At 40.5% G+C, this 12,659-nt stretch carries 11 protein-coding genes; 5 read left to right on the forward strand and 6 right to left on the reverse strand.

Annotated elements, in window-relative coordinates:
• Nucleotides 1–57: 57 nt before the first annotated feature.
• Nucleotides 58–3,846, reverse strand: coding sequence for a S8 family serine peptidase (locus CYAN7822_RS34485; RefSeq protein WP_162052167.1), 3,789 nt, complete (start codon nucleotides 3,844–3,846; stop codon nucleotides 58–60).
• A gap of 366 nt (nucleotides 3,847–4,212) precedes the next feature.
• Here CYAN7822_RS34485 and CYAN7822_RS07830 point away from each other — a divergent pair, with 366 nt between their 5' ends.
• Nucleotides 4,213–4,659: an ArsC/Spx/MgsR family protein gene (locus tag CYAN7822_RS07830; RefSeq protein ID WP_013321705.1), complete on the forward strand. Its 447-nt coding sequence runs from the start codon at nucleotides 4,213–4,215 to the stop codon at nucleotides 4,657–4,659.
• 142 nt (nucleotides 4,660–4,801) lie between these two features.
• On the opposite strand, the gene CYAN7822_RS40150 is transcribed toward CYAN7822_RS07830, so the two are convergent.
• The gene (locus tag CYAN7822_RS40150) at nucleotides 4,802–4,930 is read right to left on the reverse strand and encodes a hypothetical protein (protein WP_013321706.1); all 129 of its coding nucleotides are present in this window, start codon (nucleotides 4,928–4,930) and stop codon (nucleotides 4,802–4,804) included.
• A gap of 133 nt (nucleotides 4,931–5,063) precedes the next feature.
• On the opposite strand from CYAN7822_RS40150, the gene folP reads away from it, so the two are divergent.
• Together folP and CYAN7822_RS07845 are read left to right on the forward strand one after the other, a co-directional pair.
• Nucleotides 5,064–5,909, forward strand: a complete 846-nt coding sequence (gene folP, locus CYAN7822_RS07840; protein WP_013321707.1) for a dihydropteroate synthase — start codon at nucleotides 5,064–5,066, stop codon at nucleotides 5,907–5,909.
• Between the two features lie 162 nt (nucleotides 5,910–6,071).
• Nucleotides 6,072–6,536, forward strand: a complete 465-nt coding sequence (locus CYAN7822_RS07845; RefSeq protein ID WP_013321708.1) for a cupin domain-containing protein — start codon at nucleotides 6,072–6,074, stop codon at nucleotides 6,534–6,536.
• A gap of 230 nt (nucleotides 6,537–6,766) precedes the next feature.
• On the opposite strand, the gene CYAN7822_RS07850 is transcribed toward CYAN7822_RS07845, so the two are convergent.
• The 3 genes from CYAN7822_RS07850 to CYAN7822_RS07860 form a co-directional block, all read right to left on the reverse strand.
• Nucleotides 6,767–7,279 carry a GUN4 domain-containing protein gene (locus CYAN7822_RS07850; protein WP_013321709.1) on the reverse strand — a complete coding sequence of 171 codons (513 nt, stop codon included), beginning with the start codon at nucleotides 7,277–7,279 and terminating at the stop codon, nucleotides 6,767–6,769.
• Nucleotides 7,280–7,650: 371 nt separating this feature from the next.
• Nucleotides 7,651–8,733 carry a class I fructose-bisphosphate aldolase gene (locus CYAN7822_RS07855; protein WP_013321710.1) on the reverse strand — a complete coding sequence of 361 codons (1,083 nt, stop codon included), beginning with the start codon at nucleotides 8,731–8,733 and terminating at the stop codon, nucleotides 7,651–7,653.
• 133 nt (nucleotides 8,734–8,866) lie between these two features.
• A complete protein-coding gene (locus CYAN7822_RS07860) occupies nucleotides 8,867–10,348 on the reverse strand; it encodes a site-2 protease family protein (RefSeq protein WP_013321711.1) in 1,482 nt (493 codons plus the stop codon).
• 173 nt (nucleotides 10,349–10,521) lie between these two features.
• On the opposite strand from CYAN7822_RS07860, the gene CYAN7822_RS07865 reads away from it, so the two are divergent.
• The gene (locus CYAN7822_RS07865) at nucleotides 10,522–11,205 is read left to right on the forward strand and encodes an MBL fold metallo-hydrolase (protein ID WP_013321712.1); all 684 of its coding nucleotides are present in this window, start codon (nucleotides 10,522–10,524) and stop codon (nucleotides 11,203–11,205) included.
• Between the two features lie 121 nt (nucleotides 11,206–11,326).
• Nucleotides 11,327–11,698, forward strand: coding sequence for a hypothetical protein (locus CYAN7822_RS07870; protein WP_013321713.1), 372 nt, complete (start codon nucleotides 11,327–11,329; stop codon nucleotides 11,696–11,698).
• Between the two features lie 6 nt (nucleotides 11,699–11,704).
• Here CYAN7822_RS07870 and CYAN7822_RS07875 read toward each other — a convergent pair whose 3' ends face one another.
• Complete coding sequence (locus CYAN7822_RS07875; protein ID WP_049802678.1) at nucleotides 11,705–12,616, reverse strand: DNA adenine methylase; 912 nt, start codon at nucleotides 12,614–12,616, stop codon at nucleotides 11,705–11,707.
• Nucleotides 12,617–12,659: the final 43 nt, after the last annotated feature.

The following is a 12,659-nucleotide window of genomic DNA, read 5'->3' on the forward strand; positions in this document are numbered from 1 at the left end:
CTGATGCTCAATTTGCCTAGAGCAAATATTTGTTCGCACCTAATGACTCAAGTTCAACTAAATAACCATAAAATCCCTAGAATTAATCAGACTGAGATTTATGCCTGAAAGCGTTGCTAAAAGTTCGTTAGAGCTAGTTAAATAAATTAAAGTATTACTCTGATTGGAAGTAAGAGTTAATTGAGCAAAACTCAAACCTGCCGATAAACCCAGTTTATCTTGACCATCCATAAAGTCAGTGATGGTATCGCTGCCAAAATTAGCCGCTAAAACAAACACATCTTTATCCAACCCCCCTGTAAGGAGGTCATTCCCTTCACCGCCGCGCAAAGTATCGTTCCCCTCGGCACCATTAAGAGTATCATTTCCTTCATTCCCATAGAGACTATCATTGTTGTTGCCTCCATTAAGAATATCGCTACCCTCATTCCCATAGAGAGTATCATTTCCGTTACCCCCGTTAAGGGTATCATTGTCTTGATTACCATAAAGAAGGTCGTGATCGTCATCTCCATTTAGCAGATCATTGTTTTCATTGCCATAGAGAGTATCTCTGCCCACACCGCCGCTAAGGGTGTCATTACCTGTACTCCCATAGAGGGCATCATTGCCGGCATCTCCATTGAGAATATCATTCCCTTGATCACCATAAAGCTGATCGTTGCTCTCGTCTCCAGAGAGAAGATCATTATCTTCATTCCCATAGAGGGTATCATTGTTGCTACCTCCCTTCAGGGTATCTTGCCCTTCATTCCCATAGAGTAGATCATTTCCCTCATCTCCATTGAGAATATCATTCCCTTGATTACCCCATAAAGTGTCGTTGTGAGTTCCTCCTTTGAGGGTATCGTTACCTTCATTCCCTAATAGGTTGTCGCTCTCAGAACCCCCATTAAGACTATCATTTCCTTGATTCCCCTCGAGATAATCTTTGCCCTCGTTGCCATTGAGTTCGTCATTCCCTTCATTCCCATAGAGATTATCGTTCCCGCCACCCCCATTAAGAACATCGTTGTCTTCTTTACCATAAAGGTTGTCATTACCTGCTAGACCATTGATAATGTCTTTGAGTTTTGTGCCGATCAGTTCGTCGTTACGCCAGGTACCATTCTTGACAGGTTGGTAATTTCCAAAGTTGATGTTGTTGACTATTTGTCCGGGATCAAGCTTGACTGTGTAAATTCCTTGACCCGCCGCATTGGTAACGGTTATATCGTCAATATACCAACCTTCAAAATTATTGGCATAATAATCAATACTGTCAAAATCGAAGCGAATTTTAATTTTACTACCCGTATAAGCCGTTAAATCAAGGGTTAAGTTGGTCCATCCAGGGGTAGGGTCTTGCAAGGACTGTTGGTTAGAAGCAATTTGAAAAAAGTCACCGCCATTTTGAGAGAGGAGAACTTTAGCCTGGTCATAAAAACCCCCTCCTTCTGTTTGCAAGAAATAATTAAAAGATAACTGGGCATCCTCAAGACCGATTAGGCTAATCTCAGAAGAAGTAATTCGACCTGAAGTCGATCCTACATCGTAGTTTCCACCCCCATCAATCCCTTCTTTTGTCCCAAAGTATAGGCTATCATCAGCCGAGTGACCCGCTTGATTTCCCCGCCCCGTAGACAAATGCCATAGCCCGTTGTAATTGTTATCAATCGTAAATCCGTCTAGACTAGCATTGCCCTGTGCATCACTAAAATCGGCATTGAATAAGAATCTCGGCGTAGTTTGTGCCCAATTAGCTTGTAAGACCTCAGCGACGGTATAAGTAATACCCGGTGTTAGGTTAGTGAAGGCATAATTGCCGTCTTTATCAGTGAGGGCGGAAATTTCCCCGTTATCGAGGCGGCCATTTTGGTTTTGGTCAAGGTAAATTGTCATTCCCGGCAAGCCGGGCTCTCCTTGATCGCGAATCCCATCACCATCTAGGTCATTCCATTTAATCCCTCGGATTTCTCCTTTTTTTAATTCATAATGACCAAAGTTAATATTATTGACCACTTCATCAGGAGACAATGCCACTGAATAGCTACCCGAAACCGGTTGAGTCTGTTGCCATCCGTTCTGGTTCACAACATTGACCTGATAATTACCCGGGGCAAGATTAGTAAAGCTATATTTACCCTGTTCATCTGTAACAGTGGACAGTTCCCCTGTATCGAGTTGGCTATTGCCATTCTCATCTAAATATATCGTCCATCCGGCTAAACCGGGTTCTCCTGAATCTAGGACAGCATTTTGATTGAGGTCATTCCACTTTGTGCCGCTAATTGTCGCCGGTTGGGCCAAGAAATTTCCCCAGTTAATCCCGCTAACTGTTTGACTTTCTGCAACTTGTACAGTATAATATAAGTCCGTCTGATTAGTCTGTGTCCATCCAAGTTGTTTAACTTCTCTAACGGTATAATTTCCTGGAGAGAGTAAGAGAAAAGCATAATCTCCCTGTTTATTAGTAACGGTTGAGCGTTCTCCTGGGTCAAAGGTACCATTATTATTCTGATCTAGATAGATTTTCCATCCCGCTAGACCCGGTTCTCCTGCATCTCGAACACCATTTTGATCCAGGTCGTTCCATAGGCTGCCGGTGATTTTGGCGGCTAAGGGGGAGAGCAAAGCCTTATAGGCGTTTAACCGTCCTCCAGAAACCGTGATGCCTTGTAAAGACGAAACCGGCTCAACACCCGAGAGAATATAGCTTTTGACTTGTGCGGGGGTCAAATTAGGATTAAGCGAGTAAATCAAACTGGCAACCCCCGAGACATAAGCAGTGGACATCGAAGTGCCGCTCGAAGAAGCGTAGTTATTTCCTGGCCAGGTGCTGTAAATCTGAACTCCGGGCGCGGCTAAATCTACCGTAGTTGCCCCATAATTAGAAAAATCCGCCAGTTGATCCTGATCATCGGTAGCGGCTACCGAGATAATGTTCTCTAGGTCGTAACTAGCAGGATACACCGGCAACAGATCGTTGTTGTTGTGACCATTGCCAGCAGAAGCGGTAAATAACTGTCCGGCTGCATTGGCTGCGGCGATGGCATCATGTAAAGCCTGAGAATATTGGCCCCCTGACCAACTATTATTGAGAATTTGAACGTTGACCCCATAATTAAGCTTCATCATGGTGGCATATTCTATAGCCTGAATCGCATCGAAGATATTCCCCGTCTCTTGTCCATTGAGGAACTTTAGAGCCATAATTTTAGTTTTCGGGGCCACACCAATGACACCCTGAAGATTATTTCCCTCTGCCGCGATAATTCCTGCTACATGAGTTCCGTGATAATTCTCGTCCAATGGGTCACTATCTTCATTGACGAAATCATAGCCGTAGTAATCATCAATATAACCGTTGCCATCGTCATCGATCCCGTTGTTTGGCACCTCGCCGGGATTGGTCCACATATTGTTAACTAGGTCGGGGTGAGTATAATCTACACCAGTATCAATGACTCCTACTACTACCCCTTCCCCATTAGCCAGATTATAAGCCTCTAGTCCATCAATATCTGCATCTGGAGTTCCACCGGTTTGACCTGTATTGTTGATAGCCCAGAGTTTGTTAAAATTGACATCATTCGGGATAGAACTCGTCTCAAGGAGGTAATTCAATTCTGCATATTCTACGTTAGGATTCTTTTTAAGTTCAGCTAGTGCCGCTTGGATGCTCATCCCTGTAACTGACCACAGTTGATATCCCCATTGTTTAGTCGTTTCTATCACCGAAGCACCTAGACTTTTTTGCAAGTCCAAAGCTTGTGTAGATTGTACTTCCGGTTTTAGCTTAACGATTAATTGGTTAGACACTGGGCGGCTGTCTGCGTTGGTATTACGGTAAATAGTGGCATTCATGGTGATCATTTTTACCTTTAAATAAGCCTTAACTTCATTAAGGCATAGCAATATTACTCGATAGCGACTAAATTAAGCAATTTTAAGTTTTACTACCTTTTATTAGTACACAATAATAACGCGAGTCAGCTTAGACAGAACATTTTTTATCATAGAAGCAAATAATATTAAAATTTCTTATTAAATTTCGCTACTTCTAGCACTTTTTTTCAAAATATGTTAAAGAACCTAAAAAAATGGAACAACGGATACAGAATTGTCTCTAAGATTGCCTAGAGAATAAAAATAGCCATCCCAAAACGAGAGCGAATCGGAGCTAAGTTGGGAACGACGTGGAATATAGTTTCGCTACAGAGCAAAAAAACAATGGTTAAAGTCATCTTTTACGAAAAACCCGGCTGTATCAATAACACCAAGCAAAAAGCGATCCTTACTGCCGCCGGTCATGAAGTAGAAGCTCACAGTCTATTAACAACCCCTTGGACAAAAGAAAGTCTGCGTCCGTTTTTTGGTCAAAGGCCACTGGCGGAATGGTTTAATTACACAGCACCTCGAATTAAATCAGGAGAAGTCATTCCCAATCAATTAGATGAGTCTAGCGCTTTAAGTTTGATGATAGCAGACCCTTTATTAATTCGTCGTCCTCTAATCCAGGTGGGAGAAGTTTATCAATCCGGCTTTGATCCGGCTCAAATTGATGCTTGGATCGGTTTAGACCCCCAAAAACCTGTTACTGAAGATTTAGAAACCTGTCCCCGTTCTCAGTCTGAGTCTAAAACTGCCTCGGATCATAGTTGCAAGATTCCTTCCTGAAGTTCCTGTTCCTTACCCCCCATAACATCAAATGCCCAGTAGAGACATCAATTTTCTACAGATTTGATGAACGCTCAGAATTCCCAACAAGTCAAAAGCCCTGATTCTAGCCAGGGCTTCTTTAATATATAGTCATTTATAATCATTTATTTAACTTTGAGTCGTCCAGACCAATTTCTGCCGATGCCCGTTCTAACATGGATTGTTGGCGGTTTTTTAGAGTATGCTGTTGCCGTGTCATTAAAGCCCGTGCTTGTTCTTGAGTTTTCATACTTTTTCCTCTAAAATTGTGATTTTGCTTATCCAAGAAACACTTTTAACTCGTTTCTTCTAATATAATAACCCGTAAAACTGTATAAATTGCTACCGATTGCTAAACTGTAACCAAACTTAACAATTAAGCCATGAACCACATAACCATCCGCGATCAACTCTTCGAGTGGGGAAAGCGAACTTACCTCATGGGAATTTTAAACGTTACTCCTGACAGTTTTAGTGATGGAGGACAATTTAACACTCTCGATGCTGCCTTAGAACAAGCCGCTAAAATGGTAGCCGAGGGAGCAGATATTATTGATCTCGGTGGACAGTCCACCCGCCCCGGTGCAGAAGAAATTTCTTTGGATGAAGAACTTAAGCGAGTTATTCCTGTGATTAAAGCTTTACGGCCATTAATTTCTGTGCCCATTTCTATTGATACCACAAGAGCCGCCGTAGCGCGAGCAGCGATTGAAGCCGGAGCAGACCTCATTAATGATATCTCTGGAGGAACCTTTGATGAGCAAATGTTCTTGGTAGCGGCAACATTAGATGTGCCCATTATTTTAATGCACATTCGGGGAACTCCCAAAACCATGCAGCAATTAACAGATTATCAGGATTTAATTCGAGAAATAAGCGAGTTTTTCGCTAATCAAATTTTAAAAGCTATGGCTATAGGCATAAAGCGTTCCCATTTAATGATTGATCCGGGTCTTGGGTTTGCCAAAACTGATCAGCAAAATTTAGAAATCCTCAGACAAATTAACCAATTTCGGAGTTTAGATGTGCCCATTTTAGTAGGGCCTTCTCGTAAGCGTTTTATCGGTCATATTTTGCAGCAAAAAGACCCTCAGCAGCGTGTTTGGGGAACGGCGGCGGCTTGTTGTGCGGCCATCGCATCGGGAGCCGATCTTTTAAGAGTTCACGACGTTAAACCTATGTCTGAAGTCTGTCGGGTTGCGGATGCCATCTGGCGAAATCATCAATAGACTTTTTGCACTTTTTGATGAGTTATTAATGCTGGAAAATTGTCGAGTCTGCTTAGAGAAACTTTTAAAATCTTTATAGACTTTAACACTTAATGATCAATAGACTATGTTTATGTTATCAATAAAATTGTCTAGTGACTAACTTCTGAGCCAAAACTCATTATGAATGGATCTACTCTCACCAGTGATCATTGTATGATCCCTGTGATCAAATCTCCTCAAGACTATCAAGTCTTTCGAATTAGTCCCCACGATACCAATCGTCTAGCGATCGTCTTTGATTCTACTTCGGCGGATGATTCTTTAACGGTTTGTGTAGAAATTTTTGATCCTGGGGGAAGCACTCCCACTCATCGCCATAATTTCGCTGTAGAAATGTTTTTTATTCTCAAAGGAGAAGGAATGGCTATCTGTGATGGAAAAAATATTCCTTTACATCCTGGGGATAGTTTGTTAGTTCGTCCGACAGGTATTCATGAAATTAGAAATGTGGGTTCAGGACGATTATATGCTATCTGTTTTATGGTTCCTAATGAGGATTTTTCTGAGTTAATTCGTAGTGGCGTTCCTGAACAGTTAGATGAAGAAGATTTAAAAGTTCTTCAAGGAATAGGTAGCTGGGGATAAAATTTTTCCACTCCCAGACGCTGAAAAAAAAACGAGCAGTAACCCAATGGATAAGATGTATTGAAAAAAGTTATCCACAGGATTTTTATGAGATTTTAAGCATTGATGAATTTAACCGTTTAGACTTAGATGAAAAAAGCCAAGAGCAAGCGGCAATCAAGTAATCTTGTAAGATTATGATTCAAACTTATGAAAGGGAATGGGAATTATTTAACCCATTCTGAAAATGTTCAAGAACAGGACAGAAAGCTGGATGATGAGGTTCGTTGAAATTTAGAGCGAGAAAACTCACAGTTACAGAGTCTTTCTAAAAAAGCATTAGCCACAGGCAATCCTAACCAAAAAATCAGCAATCCCCACCCAGGTAAATGTCCCATCGGCGCAGACAAATCAAAGATTAAATCTGTGCCGCTCAACCAGTATCCCCCCTTGCGCCACCCAAGCAATTCGCCAAATTGCTTTTCACTTTCATAATTAAACTGACTGGCTAGGTATTCCCAGATATTTTTCTGAACCGAAAAGCCAAAGCGACCGTCAGAATACTGTAGCCAAAGAGTATTAATTTTACACAGGGCTTGGGGGGAAACTTTTTGGAAATCGTAGCTATTGATTTCCCACCAGTAAGTTTTATCGATCAGTTTTAGCATCAAAGAAGCGGTTTCAAGTTCGCCTTGCTCCCATTGCTGTGCGGCTAAAAGCTTATCGAGTAATCCATAATCAATGTTCGTGTTAATCTTATTCATAACTGTTCCCCTATCTAACTAACAATCATAGGAGATCAACTCAGATTATAAGTATATATTGAATAACCCCACCGCCTCGACGGATAGGAATTCTTTATGTCGCCGAAAACACGACAAAGGCGTATCTAATTACCTTTAATACCTCACTCTATTAGAGCTTGGCTTTACTTTTGTTTTTTCTGTTTGTGAGACTTAGCTTAAAGCTAATCTTGTTTGATGTTGCGCTTAATTGTAGCCCCTAATGATTTTCGCTTTTTGAGGTTACTGGGCGCTTGTGCTTCTGTATTTCAACAGTGTGTTTATTAACGAATTCTAGCACAAAAATTGAGGTTAGAGAAAATATTGTGCTATATTTTTCATATTCTGGGCGCTTAAGCAATAGTCACTTCAGAAGAAAGATAAACATCTTGAATAGCATGAAATAATTTAATTCCTTCTTCTAACGGACGTTGAAAAGCTTTGCGTCCGGAAATCAGTCCGCAGCCGCCAGCCCGTTTATTAATCACCGCAGTACGCACTGCTTCAGCAAAATCATTTTTTCCCGAAGCGCCACCAGAATTAATCAAACCGGCCCGGCCACAATAACAATTAAGCACTTGATAACGAGTCAAATCAATCGGGTGATCTGAGCTTAACTGAGTATAAACTCTTTCATCAGTTTTTCCATATTTTTCACCGGTAGCATTAGCAACCGCTTCATAACCTCGGTTATTTTCTGGCAGTTTTTGTTTAATGATATCTGCCTCTATGGTGACTCCGATATGATTAGCTTGTCCGGTTAAATCAGCCGCCAAATGATAATCTTTATCTTGTTTAAAAGCATTATTGCGTAAATAACACCATAAAATCGTCACCATTCCCAATTCATGAGCATGAGCAAACGCTTGACTTACTTCTTGAATTTGACGATCCGACTCGCTTGAGCCAAAATAAATAGTTGCACCTACTGCCACAGCCCCTAAATTCCAGGCTTGCTCTACACTAGCAAACATAATCTGGTCTGAACCATTAGGAAAAGTGAGCAGTTCATTGTGATTAAGCTTAACAATAAAAGGGATTCGATGGGCATATTTACGAGATACTAGGCCCAAAACCCCTAAAGTGGTGGCAACAGCATTACATCCTCCTTCTAAGGCAAGCTTAACAATATTTTCTGGGTCAAAATAGATGGGGTTAGGGGCAAAAGAAGCCGCCGCCGAATGTTCGATTCCTTGATCCACTGGTAAAATCGATAAATATCCGGTATTGGCTAATCTTCCTGTAGAGTACAATTGTTGGAGACTACGCAGCACTTGAGGATTGCGATCACTGTGGGCGAAAACTCTCTCGATAAAATCCGCTCCGGGTAAATGCAGTAAGCTTTTAGGAACTTTTGCCTCATAAGTCAGTAAACTTTCTGCTTCGTCACCTAACCAAGAGGCGAGGGAGAGGGGACTAGATAAAGTGGCTGTCATAGCGCTACTTGAGATTGTTAAGATACTGTCACTCTAGCTTGATCTTAACGAGTTTTATTGTTTAATTTCTCCCTCTTAGGGTCAATCTTTCTGGAGATTATCTGTATTTTTTTATACAAATTATTGTCTAAGTTTAAAGACTTAACCATTGAGCAATTGCTGCGGGTACTGGCAAGAGAATGCTAATTAATAAAGCCAAAGAAAACAACCCTAAAAAATCTCGTTTATTATCTAATTCTGTCACATCATTTAGGGCGGGATTATCCACTAATGGCATGAATAATAAAATAATTGCCCAGAGCAAAAACTCACTTTTAATCATGGCCAAAACAAACACCAAAAGGCGTGTTAATTGACCAATAATAATGCCGGTTTTCTGACCAAACATAGCATGAACAATATGACCCCCATCTAGTTGTCCAACAGGCATTAAATTCAGAGCAGTAACGATTAAACCGATATATCCAGCTACCGCTAAAGGATGGAGCGCAATGGCTACCCCTTCGCTCAATTGATTTCCTAAAGCGATTTTACTCAGCACAGCAAAGAGCAAGGAAAATCTGGGATCAAGGGCTTTAAAATTCAATAAACTGGTATTTTCTGGGTTAATCTGAGCGGTTTGAGATAGGGTGAGTCCCCACAGCAGTAGCGGCAAAGTGACCAGAAACCCTCCTAAAGGACCTGCAATAGCTACATCAAACAACGCTCTACGATGGGGAACCGGCGATTTCATTTGAATAAATGCGCCAAAAGTGCCTAAGAAAAAAGGAATAGGAATAAAATAGGGTAGAGTGGCCTTGATTTTGTAATAAACAGCCGCTAGATAATGGCTAAATTCATGAATTCCTAAAATAGTAATCAGCCCTAAACTATAAGGCAGCCCTTGCAAAATTAAGCTATGATTAGCCTCTAATTGTTGAGGAGTGACCCCACTAATTTCTGTCCCGATGACTGTCGTCGTAAACAGAGTAATTAAAAGCAATGATAGGGCAAAAAGAGGACGGTTGAGGGGTTGACTGTCTAGCGGCTGGTTCGTTTTTGACCAAGGATTAGCCACTAAAGCAAAAAAGGGTTGCCCTTGTAAACTTTCTTGAAACAGAACAATAAAGCGATCATCAAAAACTTTTTCTACATTTTCCTTAATGGTTTTATAGGCGACTTCAGGTACCGCTCTTAATTTGCCGCGACAGAGAATCGCTTGAGGACGATAGTCTATTTGTTGTAAATAATAAACTCCCCAGGGAAAACAATCTCTAAGTTCTTTTTCTTCATCAACTGTTATTGGACGAACTGTCGGGGTGTTAGCTGGCGGCGGCGTGGGTTCATTATTTGGGGTGATTTCTGTGTTTGTTTCGTTGGCTCCTGTTTTAGGTCGTCCGATCTGGATTAACCAGCTATACAATAAAGGACAAAGGATAAATGGGCCAAATAACAGCAAAGGAGGAATGGGTTTATCTTCTCCATAGACTTGCCACCAAATCCCCCAAATAATCGGAAAAATCATCATGACTAGCCAAATCAGCCAAATAGGAGTTTGGGTAATTTTGGCAACATGACGCTGCAAGAGATAGTAAGTAATAAAACCGATTATAATTAGAAGCAACCAAATTTCCATATTAAACAGCCTAATGCGTTGTAGATAACTAACGTTTTCAAAGATACTTTGTTATTAGAGGAGCTATCGTTTCAGAGAATAATCAGTAAAAATAAGGTTCGGCCCTTAAAATCATTAATAATCCATCTCATATCATTCTAACCAACACCACACCTGGAATACTCCTCTTGATCATGATTGAACCTTTGGTAGAAACTAAACGCTCTAAACCCCCAAGATTAATTTTGGAGGGATTGTATGCTTTTCCTCCCAATAGAGATATATTGGGGGGGACTTCTTATTTTATTGTAGAAAAGGCTGGTAACATCCTGATCGATTGTCCGGCTTGGGAAGAAATTAATCAACAATTTTTAACTCAGTATGGGGTTAGATGGCTGTTTGTCACCCATCGCGGTGCTATTAGTCAACATCTCGCTTCAATGCAATCTGTTCTCAATTGTGAAGTTGTCATCCAAGAACAAGAAGCTTATTTGCTCCCAGAAGTTCCCGTTACCCCATTTGAGCGCGAAATTACGCTCGGTTCTTCGGCTTATGGTTTTTGGAGTTCAGGCCATTCTCCGGGGTCTTCTTGTTTATACTGGAGTCAGCATGGCGGCGTTCTCTTCTCGGGACGACATTTATTACCTAATCAACAAGGATATCCTGTTCCTCTACGAACCGCTAAGACTTTTCACTGGTTACGACAATTGCGAAGTGTCGCGGCTATTCGAGAACGCTTTACGGAGCAGACTCTTAATTATCTCTGTCCAGGGGCTAATACAGGTTTTTTACGAGGTCGCGGGCTAATTGAGCAGCCTTATCAACGTTTATCTGAATTAGACCTTCATCAGCTTCGCTCCTCTCAAGTTATGTTTTAAGTTGTGCGAGTTTGTCAAGAAACCTTAACATTAAGCGACAAATTTTCATTTTTTTTCATAAAACTTGATAAACTTTTACATACATAAACATAACTCAAACATCAGGAGATAAAAAAAGTCAATGGCAGGATTTTTTGGCATTGGTGGTAAGACAAAGTATGTTGACGAACCCGAGCAACCAACACAGTCCAATGGCAACGGAAAAAGCGGAGCTTTCTTTCTAGAGCCGGACGATGCCAAATCTCTTGGCAATATCGAATTTATGCGGAAAGCGTACAAGATAAAAAGAAGCTTTCCCAAAACGCTTAAAGGCGCTGGGACAGAAGTCATTGCAGAAATTTCTTCCCTCAAAAAAGCACTAGCTAAAGGTGAAACGATAGCTATTGATACGACCTCCGAGTCTTCTCAGACAAGTGCGGCCAATTCCGCTCGCCGCAGTGCTGATGACAGCATGGATATGTTCCGTAAAATGGCTAAAGATATCAAGAAATAAATCTTTTTAAGATTTTGCCACACTGACTCTAAATATAGGTTCAGTGTGGAGTTTTTCTAATTTGTCCTCGTTTTGAGCGGCACTGTAATTCATGACTAAAACTTCAGAAATTTTCCCCCGTTTTAGCCCATTAGAATTAATAGCTCTAGAAGCCGCTACAGTAACTCTATTATAATCTTTGTATAAATTTCTAATAAAAGGCGTATCCGCATTGCTTAACAAGACTTTACATCCTCGTCGAGTTAAGTCATCAACTGTTGACTTAAGCCGCTCTTGCTCATTTTTATCAAAACCATTGACATCATATCCAGTAAAAGAAGCCGTATCCGAAACAGGATCATAAGGGGGATCAAAATAGATAAAATCTCCTTTTTGAGCGGTTGTAACTGCTTCTTGAAAATCTTGATTAAGAATCTCTACTTGATTTTCATTCAAATACTTATGAATAGCTCTCAGTACCCCATCATCTAAAATATTAGGTTTTTTATATCTTCCAAAAGGAACATTAAACTGTCCTTGAGAATTAACTCTAAATAGTCCATTATAACAAGTTTTATTGAGAAAAATAATTCTTGATGCCCGTTGGATGGGAGGTTTTTCTTTATAATCAGGGGATCTATCCCATGCTCGGATAGCATAATAATAGTCTGGTTCATTTTTATGTTGCCTTAAATCTTCAATTAATTCCTCTACAGAATCTCTAATCACTTCATAGCAGTTAATTAATTCCGAATTACTATCATTAATAACCGCTTTCTTGGGCTGTAGATGAAATAAAAGAGCGCCTCCTCCTACAAAAGGTTCATAATAGGTGGTATTTTCTCTAAATTTTGCTATATATTTGCTAATTTCAGCAATTAATTGTCTTTTTCCTCCGGCCCACTTCAAAAAAGGTTTGACTAATTTGTTGGTTCTCATAATTTCAAACAGATAAAAATTGCCCATCAAATCATCGCATAAT

This window comes from Gloeothece verrucosa PCC 7822, assembly GCF_000147335.1.
GTDB classification, from domain to species: domain Bacteria; phylum Cyanobacteriota; class Cyanobacteriia; order Cyanobacteriales; family Microcystaceae; genus Gloeothece; species Gloeothece verrucosa.